We start from the raw sequence: 18,372 nt of genomic DNA, 5'->3' as shown, positions 1-18,372 counted from the left end.
AAGGAGAACCCGATGAACCAAACAAGCCAAATGCTGAGAATGATTATTGAGAATGCAGCCGCGGGCAAAATTGACAAGCAGGTTGCTGGCCAGCTGCTCAAAGGATTGAAATCGGAGGGTAGGCGGAACGACTCTGAGGGAATCGCCATTGTTGGCATATCGGCCATGCTTCCGTCCGCGGACAATATTGGCGAGTTTTGGGACAACATCCGTGATCGCTGTGATTCCATTGCTAATTTTCCGGACTCTCGTCGTCAAAATATTGATGCATATCTCCAATATGCAGGATATGGAGAGGACATCAAATACAGTGATGGTTCTTATCTGAAAGACATTGACCAATTTGATTACAAATTATTTCGGATTCCGCCGCGGGATGCGGCGCTGATGGACCCTTTTCAAAGACTGTTTCTACGAACAGCCTGGAGTGCCCTCGAAGATGCAGGATATGGTGGGAAAAGTCTGGCTGGCAGCCGTACAGGCGTATATCTGGGATTCGCCAGCAACATTAAGGACAGCTATCTGCGAATGATTCAGGACATCGATATTCAATTAACTTCCGATGCAGCCGTCGGCAATATTGCCGCCATGATGCCTGCACGAATTTCGTACCTTCTGGATCTGAAGGGGCCTTCAATGGTGGTGGACACGGCCTGTTCATCCTCATTGGTTGCCGTGCATCTCGCCTGCCAATCCATTCGGAATGGCGATTGTGATATGGCACTTGCCGGTGGATTACGTGTGAACCTGATGCCACTGGATACGGAATATTACCGTGGGGGGCTTGAAGCATCGGATGGACGAACAAGAGCCTTTGACCATTCATCGGATGGGGCTGGAATCAGCGAAGGGGTTGCTACGGTATTACTGAAACCGTTGAGCAAAGCGCTCAGGGACAAGGACCAGATCTATGCGGTTATTAAAGGCAGCGCCATCAATCAGGACGGAGCTTCTATTGGGATCACCGCTCCCAACCCGGAGGCCCAGGCCGATGTGATATCAAGAGCGTGGGATCAGGCCGGAATTCACCCGGAGACCCTGTCTTACATTGAGACACACGGAACGGGTACGAAGCTGGGAGATCCGTTGGAACTTGAAGGCTTAGAGCTTGCTTTCCAGAAGTATACGGATAAAAAGCAATTTTGTCCGATCGGTACCGTGAAATCGAATATTGGTCACCCCTATGAAGCGGCAGGTCTGGTCAGTCTGATCAAGGCGGCACTGGTTATCAAAAACCGTGAAATCCCGCCATCTCTTCATTTTGACAGACCCAATGCACAGATCGACTTCAAGACATCACCCGTGTATGTAAACACAAGACTTCGCAAATGGGAAGCAAAAGGATCTCCGATGCGCTGTGCAGTAAGCAGTTTCGGTTTTAGCGGAACGAACTGTCATCTGGTGCTGGAAGAAGCCCCGGTTGCTACAGATGTTGACTCTTCTTATGCGAAGGAAGGGCTGGTCGTGTTGTCCGCCAAGTCTGAGCCAGCTCTGCGGGAACTGGTCGCCACATATAGCCGATTAATGCAGGAAAAACCGCCTGCATGTCATCTGCAGGATCTGTGTTATACCGCGAGTGTTGGCAGAGGACACTACAACTTCCGATTGGCTGTAGTAGCAGAAAGTATCGCGGATCTGGGACTGAAGCTGCAAGTCCTATCTTTGGCGGAAACGTGGAATGAGCCTGAGTCCTGGTTTAGCTTCGGGGAGCATAAAATCGTTCCTGCCAGTAAATCACAGCTTGAGCCAGGTGATATGACGGAAGCGTCACGGAAGAAGCTTGATCGACGGGTACAGGAGCTTACGCAAGAGGTTACCCTCTCCGAGTGGACTGATGAGGCTGGCGTGTCCGAACTTGGTTCGTTATACGTACAAGGTGCAGACGTGAACTGGGTGGAACTGTACAAAGGTACCGGTGTGCATCGGGTCAGCCTGCCCGTATACCCTTTTGAATCCCATCGCTGCTGGATTGATCTGCCCGAGGATCTGGTTTCGAGTCGTATCGATAGAGGTGCAGCAGTGCCTGTTCAACAGACAGAAGATTTTCATTATACGATGCAATGGAGAGTTGCTGAACGGAAACGTTCAGGCAGCGGGATCTCCGTTTTACCGGGAACGGTATTACTGATTGAAGGCAAGCCTGGTGCAGATGATTCTGTAGCTCGTGTGCTTGAGCGCACGGGCGTGAATATAATCCGGGCTGTAGTGGGCTCTGCTTATGCACATGTGAGCGACAATCGGTATACGCTTGGTGACGAGGAAGCGGATTACGACCGTCTCTTCGCAAGCCTTCGGGACAAGTCGGTGGATCACATCATTCATGTTGGCTGTTCTTTGGATACCCCGCAATCGGGTATTCACAGTCTGAATGAATTGCAGAACAGCCAGCGCCAAGGTGTGTACAGTGTGTATTATTTAGTGCGTGCTCTGATGAGAAGTGATTTTGCCGAGATTGCTGGTATTACACTGATTGCATTGAACGCCCACAATATTACGGGAGACGAATCCGCTCAGCGGCCGGAACATGCGCCATTCCTGAGTCTAAGCAAGGTATTGAGCCGTGAGCATCCATCCATCTCTTTCCGCTCCATAGACGTAGATGCAGACACCGCCACAGATGACTGGATGGAGGAAGCGCTGGATACAGAAGGTCAGGGGGATTATCTGGTCGCGTACCGTGGTGGACAACGTTACGTTGAAGAATTTACGCGTGTGCAGGTTGCTGAGGATACCCCATTATCTGTACGCCATCAGGGCGTATATCTGATTACTGGGGGTGGCGGTGGTATTGGTCTGGAAACTGCGCGTTTTCTGGCTTCCAAAGCACCTGTGCGCCTGGCTCTGATCAATCGGACCCCGATACCGGATCGTATACATTGGGAGAACTTGATGAACCAGCCCGGTCAAGCCAAGCTTCGGCGATTCATTACAGCCGTTACGGAGCTGGAGGCTAAAGGTTCAGAAGTGTCTTGGTACAGTGCGGATGTAGCTGACTGGGAAGCCATGGATATGGTGATTCGGGATATGCGTACACGTTATGGGGCCATTCATGGAATTATTCATGGGGCGGGTGTCGGAGGAGATCAACTTCTGTTGGATCGGAGTGAAGAACGATTCAGCGAAGTGCTGGCATCCAAAATATATGGTACCTGGAATCTGGATGAACTGACCCGCAGTGATGATCTGGATTTCTTTGTGATGTACTCTTCTGTAGCCACGATGTTCAGTGGTGTAACGCAAGCAGACTATGTGGCAGCCAATGCCTACCTGGATGCCTTTGCTGATGAGCGTACCTTAAGAGGAAAACGCACGCTCACCGTGAATTGGACCACATGGAAAGAGACGGGCATGTCGGTGGATGCCGGTTTTACCGCAGACACCATCTTCAAAACGGTCCTTACGGCAGAGGCAATACAGGGTTTGGCACAGGCGATGAACTCTTCGATCCGCAGGGTGCTGATCGGGCAACTGAACTTCAGTGGAGGCGGCGTTCGCTTGCTGGATAAAATGCAGGTTCGGTTGTCAACAGAACTCAGCGGCAAAGTGGCCGAATATCTGCAAAGCGCTGCTTCCAAAACGAGGTCGACCAAGAAGGCTGGCAGCACTTCAAATGGTGAAGTGAAATTATCAGGCAAGAGCGGGGGCGGATATACGGCTACCGAACGCCATGTCGCCAGCGTATGCAAAGAAGTTCTTGGATTTGATGAAATCGATATCTATGAGAATTTCTTTGAGTTGGGTGCGGATTCCATTCTGCTGCTGAAAATTCACGCGGGGCTCTCCAAGAGGTACTCTGGTGTTCTTGCCGTGACGGATTTGTTTGAATTTTCTACGATCCATAAGCTGGCTGAATATATTTTCAAAGAACATGGTGAATCGGAAGAAGACGCTAATCCTGTATTGAGTGATATAGATGATGCATATGCGACCAGCGAAAAACAGGAATCCACGCATGTTGCGGAGCAAGCAGAGGCAGGTTCCCAAGATCAGCAGCGTCCAGGACAAACTGTGCCTGGACCTTTGTCAGGAGATTTAGCCATCGTAGGGATGGCTCTGAATGTAGCTTCCACAACTGATGTATCCGAATTCTGGGAGCATATTCAAGGCAAGGTAGATCATATCCGTCCTCTCCCGGAACGAAGACAACAGGATCTGGACTGGTATTTGCAAAATACAAGGCTGGATCTCCCGGAACTGGATTCCAAAGCGGGAGCTTTTATTGAAGACATTGACTTATTCGATTATTCATTTTTCAAATTATCACCTAAGGAAGCCAGTCTGACAGATCCGAATCAACGTCTCTTCCTGGAGACGGTGTGGAGGGCCATTGAAGATTCGGGTTATGGCGGCGGGAAATTGGCCGGGTCAGATACCGGTGTCTATTTGGGTTATTCAACCAACACAGTCGATATGTATTCACGATTCATATATGAGACGGATTTGGGTGCTCTGCCGGATGCTGTGGTGGGTAACACACCATCGATCATTCCGGCCCGCATATCGTATTTGTTGAATTTGAAAGGGCCAAGCATGTTGGTAGATACGGCCTGTTCTTCGTCTCTCACAGCGGTGCACATTGCTTCGCGTGCCCTGTTAAGTGGAGAGTGTAGCATGGCCGCAGTCGGTGGAATCAAAATCTCAACCATGCCGATCACCAAAAAGAATGAAAACATGCTCCAGGGACTGGAGTCCGGTGATGGAAAGACCCGGGCATTCGATGATGATTCCGATGGTGCTGGACTTGGTGAGGGCATCGGGGTAGTGATGCTAAAAAGGCTGGATCATGCCTTGAGGGATGGGGATCAGGTATACGCCGTTCTCAAAGGCACTGCGATGAATCAGGATGGCAGTTCAGCCGGTATTACGGCTCCCAATCCAGCGGCTCAACAGGAAGTCATCACCAAGGCCTGGAAACAGGCGGGTATTCATCCCGAGACCATTACTTACATGGAAACGCATGGCACGGGAACCGCACTGGGTGACCCGATTGAAATCAAAGGCATCCAAAATGCGTTCCGACAATTCACGGACAGACGCCAATTCTGCGCGGTCGGTTCCATTAAAACCAATCTGGGTCATACCTCTGAGGCAGCAGGCATGATCAGTCTGATCAAAGCTGCACTGGCTGTCAGACATGGTGTGATTCCGCCGAATCTTCATTTCAATCGTCCGAACCGGAATATTGATTTTCATGCATCGCCTGTATATGTGAATACACGATTACGACCGTGGAAAGTGAAGGACGGACCGCGTCGCTGTGGTGTCAGTGCGTTCGGTATTAGTGGTACGAATTGCCATGTCATTCTGGAAGAACCCCCGGTGACAATACCCGTATCTGCACCAGTAACAGCACGTCCTCATTTGCTGGTATTGTCTGCCCGATCCGAAGAGGCACTTCAGCGGCTGGTTGCCGACTATGTTCGCCTGCTTGAACGGAACGAGCAATATGCACTCGCAGATATTTGCAGTACAGCAAGCACGGGACGAGGGCATTACCCGTTCCGGTTGTCACTTATGGGGCGGGATACGGAAGGGCTGCTGAACACGCTTAGACAGTTGGAGAACAAACCGTTTCAATCCATTGCACAACTAGGTGTAGAGTTCGGTGAACATCGGACTGTTCCCAAGAGCAAGAAGGATAAGGCTGCTGGTGAAATGACCGAATCGGAAAAAATGGGTCTGAGCCAATTAATGCGTTCAGCGATCCAGAGCTTTGTACAGGATGGACGCGAGTCGGAGTATTTGTTAAAGCAGATCGCCCATCTGTATGTACAGGGAGCAGATGCGGACTGGGAAGAACTGTACGCAGGTGAACACCCTCGTAAAGTCAGCTTGCCCGCGTATCCGCTGGAACGGAAGCGCTGCTGGATTAACATTCCCGAACGTCCACAGCTGCGTGAGGTCTCGATAGAAGAGGTCCCGGCTCCTCTGCACTATGCCGCTATGTGGAAAGAAATGAATCGAATATCGATTGGTCAACAGGGTGGCAGTACAGAACCGGTTGTAATGTTAATGGATAGAAATGGCACAGCCACATCCGTAGCTGGGAAACTGGAAGCGGAAGGCCGGCTTGTGATCAAGGTTTACCGCGGAGAGTCCTACACCAATCAAGCCAATGCCGAATTTACCATTCGATCATGTGAAGAAGATTATGAACGGTTAATCCGAGCGGTAGAGCCTTATAAAATCTCGCAGCTTCTTCATTTCTTTGCACTGGATCAGGATGCGGATGAAGGTACTGTAGGGGAATTGGAAGAATCGCTTGATCGTGGCGTGTACAGTCTGTTTTATTTGTCCAAAGCGATGTCCAGGGTTCATTTCAAACGCCCGGTCGACTTGGTACTGGTGACATCTTGTACACAAAGCGTTACGGGCAGTGAGCTGTACATTCGTCCAGAACACGCACCCATGGTTGGGCTTGGCAAGACCATCTGTCATGAGATGAATCAATTCCGTTGCCGAAGCATTGATATTGATGCCGAGACACCGATGGAGCAATGGCTACAGGAAATTCGCGACCCGGACACGTTATATCTTGCTGCGTACCGGAAGGGGCGGCGATATGTTCAGGAGTTGGGCGAAATCCCGATGTCCTTGCTGCCGGAACGACCGATACACATGCGTGAAGGCGGTGTGTATCTCATTACTGGAGGGACAGGCGGAATTGGAATGGAGACGGCGAGTGCACTATCTTTAGCGCCGGAGAAAATCAAACTTGTATTGATGAACCGCTCACCGTTTCCAGAACGGGCAACATGGGAAGAGGTGCTGTCCTCAGGTGAGGAAACGAAGTTAACCGCTCAGATTCAACGGATCAAAGAGATGGAAGCTCAGGGCACAGAAGTACATCTATACAGCGTAGATATTGCTGACCCCATTCAGCTTGCTTCGGTGCTCAGCAAAATCAGACAGCAACATGGTCTGGTGTCTGGTATTATCCACGGCGCTGGTGTGGCTGGCGAAGGTTTCCTGATGAATAAAGACCGTGAAGCCTTTGAACGCGTTATGCGGCCTAAGGTGCTGGGGACATGGAGTCTGGATCAGCTGACACGTGCGGATCAGCCAGACTTCTTTGTCATGTTCTCCACGGCTACCACGTTCTTTAGTGAACCTGGACAGGGGGATTATACCGCTGCTAATGCCTATATGGATTCGTTCGCGGCTCATCGCAGGCAATCAGGTTTGTCCACTCTTGCCGTGAACTGGACAGCATGGAAAGAGACCGGCATGGCCCGGGATTTTCATGCCAATTCAGATGGAGGATTCAAGGCGATCACAACAGCCCGGGGCATCCAAGGGCTGCAAGAAGCCATGCGCAAGGATATAACCCAGGTTCTGATCGGGGAACTCAACCGGGAAGGGATTTATCAGCATGTTTCTGATGATATGCCGCTCATGCTGTTTTCTTCCGATATTAGCGAGGCCATTGAGACAGGACGTAAGGGAGATTCAAGTCGTTCACATGAATCATCAGGCGAGATGAAGTTGCTGGGCAGGATGGATGAAGTTTATTCCGTCATTGAGAACGCCTTAGGCCGACTATGGAGTAAATCGCTTGGGGTCAATGAACTCAGTATTTATGATGATTTCTATGAATTGGGTGGAGACTCCATTCTGGGTCTCAAGATCGCCAATGGTCTCACAAAAGAGTTGTCGATTCTTGTGAACACAGCAGAGATCCTGATGTATCCAACCATTGCGGAATCGGCTGCCTATCTGGAGGAGTCTTACGGTCTTTCCATAGGTGAAGATTCCGTGGGAGCGCTGCCTGCTCTGACTCGCGTGGAGACCCAACCGTATTACCCAGTCTCTTCTGCACAGAAGAGATTCGTCGTTCTGGACCGGCTGGAGGGTCAAAACACCAATGCAAACATACCAAGAGCCTCCATCATGGAGGGGGACTTTGAGCATGGGGCATTTGAACAGATCATTCGCAAGCTGATTCAACGTCATGAATCCTTCCGGACTTCGTTTGAGATTCTGGACGGTATTCCTTATCAGAAGGTATGGGATCAGGTCGATTTCAACGTGGGTTATTCAGAGTGTACCCGGGAACAACTGACCGAGAAGCTCCTTGGTTTTGTGAAACCTTTTGAGTTGGATCAGGCACCATTATTCCGTTTTGAAGTGGTTAAGCTTGCAGATCGTGTACACGCCGTATTTTTTGATATGCATCATATCATCACAGATGGCATGTCCATGGACATCATTATGCAGGAAATCATTGATCTGTACGAAGGGCGTGAACTGCAACCACTCACCATTCAGTACAAAGATTATGCCGTGTGGCATAATGCCTTGCTCTCCTCTGGTGCTCTGCTCAAACAGGAAGAGTATTGGTTGAACCTGTATCAGGATTCCATTCCACAGCTCAAATTGCCTACCGATTATCCTCGTCCTTTGGCTAATGAATTCGAAGGAGATCAGGTCGTGTTTATCGGCAATGAAACCTTGACTATGGATCTGGAACGTATGGCTGCGAAGACAGGAACAACCTTGTTTATGCTGCTGCTTGCAGCATATAACGTTTTACTGGCCAAATATGCAGATCAGGAGGATATCGTTGTGGGCTCTCCCATTGCGGGCAGATCTCACGCCGATCTGGAGGATGTCGTTGGTGTTTTTATTAACATCATCACGATTCGTACCAAGCCACAATCCGGGAAAACGTTCCTGGAGCTGCTGGCTGAAGTTAGGGAAGGCGCCTTGAGGTCTTATGAGAATCAACAATTTCAGTTTGAAGACCTGGTGCGGAAGCTTAACTTGAACAGAGACAGACACCGTAATCCTTTATTCGATGCGATGTTTGCCCTTCAGAATGTAGGTACAGTGGACGTTACTGTGGGCAAATTCACTACGACTCCATATGAGTTTGGAGCTGCGGAAAGCCGTTATGACGTGTATCTCGAAATCATCGAGAAGCATGACAAGCTGCGATTTAATCTGGAGTATCGTACCAAGCTCTTCAAGCGGGAAACGGCGGAGAAAATGCTTCACGATTATGTAGAGCTGCTGCAACAGTTATTGCTTCATCCGGAACAAAAACTTGGCGAGATTGAACTGGAAAGCAGCAAGCATATGCTGGTTTCTTACGATACGGCCTCAGAAGATCTTGATTTTAATTTCTGATCAGGGAGAGCATAGCCTCTCCCCCACAAACAGGAGGAACAGGGACAATGAAGAAGATCGGGGTAATTGGAGCAGGTGTGATGGGCCGCGGTGTAGCCCAGAGTTTTGCACAGACAGGTCATGAGGTTGTCTTGGTGGATATCAAGGATGAAGTGCTGGAGAGCGCTGGAGAAGAGATCTATAACAATATCCGGATGCTGAGGTTATTCAAGAAAGTAGAGGGACTGGAAGACCCGGAGATCATCATGGAGCGCATCCATATGACGACGGAACTGGAGATGCTTCGTGAAGCTGATATTATCGTTGAAAATGTGAATGAACAGTGGGACATCAAAAAGGAAGTGTACAGCCTGATCGATCCGATCTGTCATGAGGCATGCATATTTCTGGTGAACACTTCGTGTATCTCCATTACCAAAATTGCAGCACTAACCAAGCGGCCTGATCGGGTCATTGGTACTCATTTTATGAATCCGGTTCCCCTGAAATCAGCAGTTGAAGTGATCAAGGGTATGCACACCTCGGATCGTACCATTGAAGAAGTAACTGAACTATTGTCATCCATCGGTAAAGAGACGATTCTGGTTAACGACTTTCCCGGATTTGTCTCGAACCGGATTTCCCATCTGTTTATGAATGAAGCTGCTTTTGTTCTACAGGATCAGGTGGCTACAGCACGTGAGGTGGATGATATTTTTGTGAAATGTTATGGACACACGATGGGACCGCTGGAGACAGCAGATTTAATCGGCTTGGATACTGTTGTGGATTCGCTCGATGTGCTGTATGAGAGCTATCAGGACCCGAAATTCCGTTGCTGTCCTTTACTGAGAAAGATGGTGCACGCCGGACAGACTGGAAGAAAGTCGGGGGAAGGTTTCTATAGTTACTAATCAACTGCATGAATCGTTCATGGCATGAAAAGCTTTATTGCGTATTCAAAACACCATTTTAATGAGGGAAAGGGAGTAATACACATGGAAGAAGTTAAAGGTAGAGTTCGCAAGTTTCTGGGTCGTTTTTTCAAAAAGCACGAGCTTCAGGACGACGAGGATATCTTTGCCCTTGGTTTTGTGAATTCGTTGTTTGCGATGCAACTAGTTATGTTTCTGGAGAAGGAATTCTCCATTCGTGTCGACAATAAAGATCTGGATTTGCAGAACTTCAAGTCCATTAACGCCATCGTTGAGCTTATTGAGAGCAAGATGGTCAGTTCTTAGGAAGCCGATTCGGTCCACAGTCCAGTGTACCGTTTGCATTCATCCAGTCCCATTCTAAGGAGGTTAACGTGTTGAAAATGGAATTGAGCGAACAGCAGCTCCAATGCAAGCAGGATGCTGCATCATTTACCAATCAATATATCGTCCCATACGCAGGCTTGCACGATAGAGAGGAACGGCTTCATCCAGAGGTTATCGATTCGCTGAAATCCTCCGGTTATCTGGGTTCCATGATTCCTAGGGAGTATGGAGGCATGGGGCTTGATCCGATATCGGTTGGGGTGCTGAATGAGGAGATCGGAAGAGGATGTTCATCCGTCCGGAGTCTGCTTACTGTTCACGGTATGGTAGCCATAGCCATTCAGAAGTTTGGTTCCGAAGATATGCGGTCCTATTGGTTGCCACGACTGGCCTCGGGTGAAGTCATTGGAGCCTTTGGACTGAGCGAACCGGGAGTGGGCAGTGATGCCAAAAGCATCGAGACTATTGCCGAATTGGATGGAGATGGGTATCAGCTGAACGGGAAGAAAAAGTGGATCACGATGGGTCAGCTTGCTGACCTGTTTCTCATCTTTGCCCAAGTGAATGATAAACCAACCGCATTCTTGGTGGAACGGAATAATTCGGGATTGAAGACGCAGCCGATCAACGGAATGCTGGGGGTTAAAGGCTCGATGCTCGCGGAACTGCATCTGGAGCATTGTTATGTTGGCCCGGATCGTATGGTAGGGAGCCCAGGTATCGGTGTTTCCATGGTAGCCTTGCATTGTTTGGATTATGGTCGCTACACCGTAGCTTGGGGCTGTATTGGACTGGGACAAGCCTGTCTGGATGCTTCACTGAGTTATGCAGGCAGCCGCCGTCAGTTCGGAACTCTTTTGCAGGAAAATCAGTTAATTCAGAAAATGCTGACAGAAATCATTGTGGATGTGAGAGCAGCGCGGCTCTTATGTTATCAATCCGGTTATCTGAAAGAAGTAATGGACCCGGATTCCATTATGGAGACCTGGACGGCTAAATATTATGCAGCTGATATGGTCAACAAGGTAGCGCACCGCGCGGTACAGATTCATGGAGCCAAGGGCTGTAGTGCGGAGTATCCAGTGGAGCGCTTCTATCGGGATGCCCGCGTGAATGAGATTATTGAGGGCACCACACAAATGCATGAGATGGTTATTGCTTCATACGCTGCGAGTACCCATGAATCCGTACAAGAGGAGGCTGTTTTGTCATGAAAAAAATTAAATGTGTGATCTGGGATTTGGACCATACCATTTGGAACGGAATTTTGCTGGAGGATGAAGAGGTCACGCTGAAAGAAAATATTGTAGAAGTCATCCGTACACTGGATGAACGGGGCATTCTACAATCGGTTGCCAGCCGTAACGATCATGAACTGGCAATGGCCAAATTGGAAGAATTCGGATTGCGTGAATATTTCATCTATCCACAAATCAATTGGAATGCCAAATCCCGATCGGTAAAAACGATTGTGGAGTCCATCAATATCGGAATGGACACGATTGCCTTTATCGATGATCAGCCTTTCGAACGGGAGGAAGTATTATTCACTCACCCCGACGTGCTCTGTATCGATGCGCTGGCCTACCTTGAATTAACGGATATGGATGAGATGAACCCACGTTTCATTACCGAGGATTCTGCCTTACGCAGAAAGATGTACATGAATGATATTGCCCGCAATGAGAAGGAGGAGGAATTTGAAGGTACTCAAGATGAATTCCTGGCCTCTCTTGGCATGATCTTCACGATCTCCGAGGTGAAGGAAGGGGATCTACAGCGTGCAGAAGAACTGACGGTGAGAACACATCAACTGAATGCCACAGGTTATACCTACTCTTACGAGGAACTCGATCAATTCCGGTACTCTCCACGTCACAAACTGCTGATTGCAGGATTGGAGGACAAGTACGGCACATATGGAAAAATCGGACTGGCTCTGCTCGAATTAAATGACGAAGTTTGGACGCTTAAACTACTACTGGTCTCCTGTCGCGTTATGTCTAGAGGAGCAGGTACGTTGCTGCTGCATCATGTGATGCGTATGGCTAAGGAAGCGAACGTCCGTTTGCAGGCCGAGTTTGTATCAACAGATCGCAATCGTACGATGATGATCACTTACAAATTTGCTGGATTCCGTGAGATTGAGCAGAACGGAGATTTTTATTTGTTTGAGAGTGATCTAAGCATGATTCAGGATCAGCCTGCGTATGTGTCCATGGAAGTTATCGCGTAAACCCAATCTAAGAGGCGAGGTGTTCAATCAATGGAAAAAATAGCATTTCTGTTTCCAGGGCAAGGTTCCCAATATATAGGTATGATGAAAAACTTCTATGATCAGTACGAGATTGCAAGACAAACGTATGAAGAAGCTAATCATATTCTGGGCTTTGATCTGGCCAAAATGAGTTTTGAAGGCAGCCTGTTTGATCTGAACAAACCTTCCAATATGCAGCCGGCATTGCTGACAGCAAGTGTTGTTGCCTATCGTGTCTACATGGAGGAGATCGGGATCAACCCGCAGTTCTGCGCGGGTCACAGCCTGGGTGAATATGCAGCACTAACATGCTCCGGTGCCATGACATTTGGTGATGCTGTGCGGATCACCAAGCGGCGTGGCGAATTGACCGAACTCATCGCAGATGAAGCAGATGGGGGAATGACCATCATTGATGGTGCAGATGAGGGTATGATCCGCAGAGCCTGTGAGCAAGTGTCAACCGATACGGCCTGGTCTGCGATCTCCTGTTACAATGCTTCAGGTCAGTATGCCATATCCGGTCATCAGGATTCGATTGAACAAGTTGAATCCCTCTTGCTGGATCAAGATGCCCAGACGACCCCGTTGATGATGAGTGCGCCGTTTCATAGCCGTTTGATGGAGCCGGCCGGTCAACAGCTTGCGGTAGAACTTGCCAATTATCGTTTCCACCCATTCAAGTGGCCCGTCGTATCTAATGTGACCGCTACTCCGTATACCGAAGCTGAGCGAATTAAGGGACTGCTCCAAAGGCAATTATCCCAGCCGGTGAAGTGGACACAGACGATGCAATATCTCAAAAAGCATGGTGTCACGCTGACGATTGAACTTGGACCAAAGAATGTCCTGAGCGGACTGGTGGAGCTGGACAAGCTGGGCATGAAGTCTTTTGCCTATGGACAGAAAGAGGACCGCAAAGCATTGAAGGAGTTGCTGGATCAGGCTGTTGTATCCAGACCGAGACCAACGGTAGTGACCAAATGTATGGCCGCGGCGGTAGCCACACCGAACCGGAATTGGGATCAGGAGCAATATCAAAAAGGAGTCGTTGAGCCTTATAAACGAATCCAGCAGCTTCAAGAAGAACTTGAGGCAGCGGATCGGGCACCGACTACGGAGCAGATGAAATTGTCTCTGGAATGGCTGGGTACCATATTCGAAACCAAACAAGTAGAGCAGGAAGAGCGGGATGACTGGTTCCACCAGATCCTGGACGAGACGGGACAGTATTATTTGTGGAGTGACGATAAAGTTCCTACGGCATAACAAGTACGTGTACACCAATCAACCGGCATGACAGGTGAGATCAACACTTGTTGTGCCGGTTTACTATGTATTCGGGGTGAGATCATGGATATCCATCTACTCAATGTTATGATGTCGAGTGATAAATTTAAGGAAGAACGAACGTACTGGCAGGAACAACTAGATGGCGATATTCATATAGGAACTTTGTTTGACGGAATTCTACAACCTTCGATCCAGACTGGGGAACCAAACGTACAGGTTCTTTCCTTTTCCTTTCCAGATGAACTGTCCGCAAGATTGATCCGCATGAGCGGGGGATCGAATCTGGCGTTGTATATATTGCTTTTATCGGGATTTCAACATCTGTTGTATCGTTATTACGGACACCAGAATGTGTTGTTGGGTATGCCTCTAACTCCAGAACAAGTCGAGGATTTTCGCAGTTCTCACTTGCTTGCGATTCGTGGAAAAGTAGACGAGGCAGCATCGTTCAGACAACTGGTATTGGATACCAAGGCTGAAGTCATGTCGGCCCGAACGTACTGGCATTTTCCTTACGATAAGATGGCAGAGAAGCTGGGACGACTTCCCGAGGAGTGCGAGTTGAAGACGGTTTTGTATATGAAAGGAATTCATGAGGAGCCTGTTCTGGATGAAGGAACCCATTGTTCACTGGAGTTTGATCGCGTAGACCAACGACTTCACATGACCCTCCGTTATGGTGCAATACCTCTTGAACCCAGTCAACCCGAGCGTTTATGTTCCCACTACATACGATTGCTGGAACAGACAACAGCCTTACCAGACCAACCCTTATCCATAAGTTGGCTCCTTTCTTCGGAAGAGGAGAATGAAATCATGGAAAGCTGGAACAAAAGTCCACGTTCTTCCCTGCCAGAGGAACGTTCTGTCTGTACTTTATTTCTTGAACAAGTGAACAGAATACCCAACCAGACTGCGGTTATAGAGGGAGATCGCCAAATTTCGTATCAGTCCCTGGAGGAGCAATCCAATCAACTGGCCCGTCTTTTGCTTGCCTCTGGAGTGACTGCCGAAAGTCCAGTGCTTGTCATGATGGCAGGTTCCGTGGAATTAATCATTACGATCCTGGCAGTGTTCAAGGCAGGCGGAACCTATATTCCTCTTCATCCTGAATATCCCCTGGAGCGTATACGTCATATTTTAATGGAATCGGATGCACGTATTTTCCTGACGGGAAAGTTGGAAACGGAGGTACAACAGGCTCTAGAGGAGATGACATTGGCTATGCCCTCAGGCTCAGGCATAGAAATGATTAAGCTGGATGATGCCCCATGGAGAGCAGAAGATGGAAGTGGTTTAAGTACCTTACCTGATATGAGTGGTCTAGCATACATTCTATACACCTCCGGATCAACGGGTCAGCCCAAAGGGGTCGGAGTAGAGCAACGAAATCTGAGTGCATACGTGAACGCTTTTCAAGCCGAGTTTCAACTAAATTCAACAGACAAGGTGCTTCAACAAGCCGCCAGTACCTTTGATACTTATATGGAGGAAGTGTTTCCTGCATTAACTGCGGGGGCAACACTTGTTGTGGTTCAGCGGGAACAACTGTTAGATATTCACGGACTGGTGCAGTTACTGGACCGACACAAGGTCACCCTTGTCAGTACTACACCTCATATTCTGAGGGAGCTTAACCGGATGCCCAATCTTGCGAGTGTTCGCACCTTTATCAGCGGTGGGGATGTGTTGAAGATGGCGGACATTGGACATCTGCTCACCTATACCAATGTATACAATACGTATGGTCCCACGGAGACGACGGTATGTGCGCTCTATGAGAAGCTGTCATCAGAGACTGTTGATCCGATTCCGGTAGGTCGCCCCATTCAGGGTTATTTCGTACATATTGGAGATCGGCATGGACGAATGTTACCCGTGGGCGTACCCGGAGAAATATGTATTTCAGGCAAAGGGGTATCCCGAGGATATGTAGGATTGCCGGAATTGACGGATCAGAAGTTTGCCGAGTCACCGTTTGTTGAAGGAGAGCGGATGTTCCGTACAGGCGATACGGGGATGTGGACAGCGGAAGGCCGCGTGTTGTTTCTGGGAAGGATGGACAAGCAGGTTAAGATCAGAGGTCATCGGATTGAATTGGCAGAAGTTGAGCGACATCTGATCCGTTACGGTCCGATTGGCGAATGTGTTGTACTGACGATCGGAGTCGAAGGTGAAAAGGTGCTAACCGCTTATATCGTGGCAGATACGGAGCTGTATGTCATGGATGTTCGCCAATATCTAATGTCATTGTTGCCCGAATATATGCTGCCTTCAAAATACATTCAAATATCACATATGCCGCGGACGATCCACGGGAAGATAGATACACGAGAGTTATTGAACCAGAAGCAGTCTTTACATTTTGGAATGAACTATGCACCGCCTGAGAGTGAGCTGGAGCACCAACTGGTACATGTCTGGTGTACATTACTGGAAATGGAACGGATCGGTATCGACGACGACTTCTTTCAGCTTGGAGGGCACTCCCTGCTTGTGATTCGAATGGAGGTCGAACTGGAGAATCTCGGTATTCGGGTACTGCCTTCCATTTTGTATGACAATCCGACCATAAGGATGCTTGCAACGGTTCTGAAAGATAATCCCGGGCTTGCAGATTCAGATGAAATTGAAAATAACGGGCAGGCATCTGACGTTGTACAGGTTAACAAGACGTCATCATCATCTATAGGCATGGAGCATTCATGGGGAGCCCATTCCGATGGATACCATCCTTTTAACGATGTCTTCTTCAAATTATGTTTCTATAACTCTTTATTCCCGATTGTATTGCAGCAGAAAAAAAGCATACATCCGTTCTTCATCCATCATGTGGACGAGTATCTATGGTCTGACAATGAGCAATTTCTTGTGAATGGTTTCTTCTCCTGCCGCAAGGATACAGACATTCTGGACGATCTGGGCATTGGCTATGAAATGGTGAAAATCAGCGAGGACATTATACAGGATGTCAGTCGAGCTGTACTGAATGCCAGACCGGTTATTGTCTGGGTTGACGTCTATTACACATCCATACGCAATGATACGTATCTCAAAAAGCATATTCCACATACCTGGCTTGTATACGGTGTTGATCCGATCAACCAGACGTTTACCGTGATGGAGCATAAGCATCATGATAACTTGTCATATGAAGAACGAACCGTCAGTTACCAGGATCTGATGGACAGTTATCATGGTTATATCGATCATTTCAATATGGAAGTAAACACCTTCTATACGTTCTACAACAAGCATAATCCGGTGATACATCGAAGAGATTCCAGTCAGGAGCAGTTGGAGGCATACTGGCAGATCTATGTGAGTCACATGGAAGAGCAACAGGAGCGGGTGGAGAGCAGTCTGGCAAGGCTGGTGGAGAGTGTGCCGCGATTTGAGGCCATTGTTCATGATCCACATCTGGTGTCTTCAATGGCTGAGGAATGGGTTATATTGTTGCATAAATTGATTAGTGCCAAAAAGGCAGAGGTGTATCGTTGTGCCAATCTAACGGGTGCGGATTCCAGATTGACACATATTCGTGAGCGTATTGTCATGGAGTGGAGTGATATTCGCGCAGTTCTGGCCAAGTACGTGCTTACTTCTTCATATAAACCAACATCGTTTCATAAACTCCCGGAGATATACAGGAATATAAGCTTGCTTGAACGGGAGTATTACGATGAGTTGGCTAAATCTCACATGATGGGGAGGATCTGAATGAGTGAAATCATGACATTGGAGACCCGAATAATACAGGTCATCGACAAGGTTATGGCGTGTGGAACGGATATTCAGATGGATCAAGCCTGGGGCGAACTGGGGACGAATTCGCTCGATTACATTAAAATTGTGGTTGAGATGGAGAAAGAATTCGACATTGAAATAGACGACGACCGATTGACCTTTGTGCAAACCGATACGATTTCCGATTTCAGGGATTATCTGGTCAGTCTCATTGAAGGAGATTCGGAACATGAGCCGGACTAGACGAATAGGACAGATCTGGTTCAGGCTTTCTATTCAGTTACCCGTGGCGGCACTTGTTATTATTGGATTAACCGTAACCGCATTAGTGACACTAGCCATGCAATTCCATACGACCTCCTATCTGCGCAGTGAGACCGCCAGTGCAAGTGCAGTGGCTGAATCTATGCAAGGGGAGAACACCAAAGTACACATTATAGCTGAATTTACAGAAAAGCCTGATTCGGGATTTAAGAAAGGCGACTCCTTGATCTGGTACACAGAAGAACAGGGTAAACGTTATGCTGCGCAGATTCTTGAGGTTAATCAAGACCCCACATCAGCTACCACTCGTATTACAGCCGAAGGTGTATGGAATGAAGAGCTGGGGGAGCGGATGAAGTCCTCCCATACAACCGAGATCTCGATTGTTACGGAGGTACAGTCCCAGAGCCAGACTGTACTTGAGAGCTGGATATCCTAGAG

The 18,372-nt window shown here is 48.4% G+C and carries 9 protein-coding genes; all 9 read left to right on the top strand.

What is annotated here, in order from left to right; translation table 11 throughout:
- The first annotated feature begins 12 nt into the window (after positions 1 to 12).
- Entirely contained in the window at positions 13 to 9,129 is a 9,117-nt protein-coding gene (locus MHH25_RS26745) for an SDR family NAD(P)-dependent oxidoreductase (protein ID WP_340018572.1), read from the top strand.
- 47 nt (positions 9,130 to 9,176) lie between these two features.
- Entirely contained in the window at positions 9,177 to 10,022 is an 846-nt protein-coding gene (locus MHH25_RS26740) for a 3-hydroxyacyl-CoA dehydrogenase NAD-binding domain-containing protein (protein ID WP_036668119.1), read from the top strand.
- 84 nt (positions 10,023 to 10,106) lie between these two features.
- Positions 10,107 to 10,349 carry an acyl carrier protein gene (locus MHH25_RS26735; protein ID WP_036668118.1) on the top strand — a complete coding sequence of 81 codons (243 nt, stop codon included), beginning with the start codon at positions 10,107 to 10,109 and terminating at the stop codon, positions 10,347 to 10,349.
- A gap of 77 nt (positions 10,350 to 10,426) precedes the next feature.
- Positions 10,427 to 11,584, top strand: a complete 1,158-nt coding sequence (locus MHH25_RS26730; protein WP_235193722.1) for an acyl-CoA dehydrogenase family protein — start codon at positions 10,427 to 10,429, stop codon at positions 11,582 to 11,584.
- The gene (locus tag MHH25_RS26725; RefSeq protein ID WP_076328853.1) at positions 11,581 to 12,606 is read left to right on the top strand and encodes an HAD-IIIC family phosphatase; all 1,026 of its coding nucleotides are present in this window, start codon (positions 11,581 to 11,583) and stop codon (positions 12,604 to 12,606) included. Before MHH25_RS26730 ends, MHH25_RS26725 begins: the two co-directional genes overlap by 4 nt.
- 30 nt (positions 12,607 to 12,636) lie before the next feature.
- Positions 12,637 to 13,896 carry an ACP S-malonyltransferase gene (gene fabD, locus MHH25_RS26720; protein ID WP_338707062.1) on the top strand — a complete coding sequence of 420 codons (1,260 nt, stop codon included), beginning with the start codon at positions 12,637 to 12,639 and terminating at the stop codon, positions 13,894 to 13,896.
- An 84-nt stretch (positions 13,897 to 13,980) separates the two neighbouring features.
- Positions 13,981 to 17,640: an amino acid adenylation domain-containing protein gene (locus tag MHH25_RS26715; protein ID WP_340018571.1), complete on the top strand. Its 3,660-nt coding sequence runs from the start codon at positions 13,981 to 13,983 to the stop codon at positions 17,638 to 17,640.
- A complete protein-coding gene (locus MHH25_RS26710; protein WP_340018570.1) occupies positions 17,641 to 17,910 on the top strand; it encodes a phosphopantetheine-binding protein in 270 nt (89 codons plus the stop codon).
- Positions 17,897 to 18,370 carry a hypothetical protein gene (locus MHH25_RS26705; protein WP_340018569.1) on the top strand — a complete coding sequence of 158 codons (474 nt, stop codon included), beginning with the start codon at positions 17,897 to 17,899 and terminating at the stop codon, positions 18,368 to 18,370. The genes MHH25_RS26710 and MHH25_RS26705 overlap by 14 nt, the downstream gene beginning before the upstream one ends.
- Positions 18,371 to 18,372: the final 2 nt, after the last annotated feature.

Origin of the sequence: Paenibacillus sp. FSL H3-0457 (assembly GCF_037981725.1) — a bacterium.
Lineage (GTDB): Bacteria > Bacillota > Bacilli > Paenibacillales > Paenibacillaceae > Paenibacillus > Paenibacillus amylolyticus.
The sequence above is the reverse complement of the archived record's forward strand: the minus strand, read 5'-3'. Positions and strand labels throughout refer to the sequence as shown.

Excerpts from the sequence above, each read along its gene's own strand:
- MHH25_RS26745 (WP_340018572.1), top strand. The coding sequence starts at position 13 with ATGAACCAAACAAGCCAAATGCTGAGAATGATTATTGAGAATGCAGCC.
- MHH25_RS26740 (WP_036668119.1), top strand. The coding sequence starts at position 9,177 with ATGAAGAAGATCGGGGTAATTGGAGCAGGTGTGATGGGCCGCGGTGTA.
- MHH25_RS26735 (WP_036668118.1), top strand. The coding sequence starts at position 10,107 with ATGGAAGAAGTTAAAGGTAGAGTTCGCAAGTTTCTGGGTCGTTTTTTC.
- MHH25_RS26730 (WP_235193722.1), top strand. The coding sequence starts at position 10,427 with ATGGAATTGAGCGAACAGCAGCTCCAATGCAAGCAGGATGCTGCATCA.
- MHH25_RS26725 (WP_076328853.1), top strand. The coding sequence starts at position 11,581 with ATGAAAAAAATTAAATGTGTGATCTGGGATTTGGACCATACCATTTGG.
- fabD (WP_338707062.1), top strand. The coding sequence starts at position 12,637 with ATGGAAAAAATAGCATTTCTGTTTCCAGGGCAAGGTTCCCAATATATA.
- MHH25_RS26715 (WP_340018571.1), top strand. The coding sequence starts at position 13,981 with ATGGATATCCATCTACTCAATGTTATGATGTCGAGTGATAAATTTAAG.
- MHH25_RS26710 (WP_340018570.1), top strand. The coding sequence starts at position 17,641 with ATGAGTGAAATCATGACATTGGAGACCCGAATAATACAGGTCATCGAC.
- MHH25_RS26705 (WP_340018569.1), top strand. The coding sequence starts at position 17,897 with ATGAGCCGGACTAGACGAATAGGACAGATCTGGTTCAGGCTTTCTATT.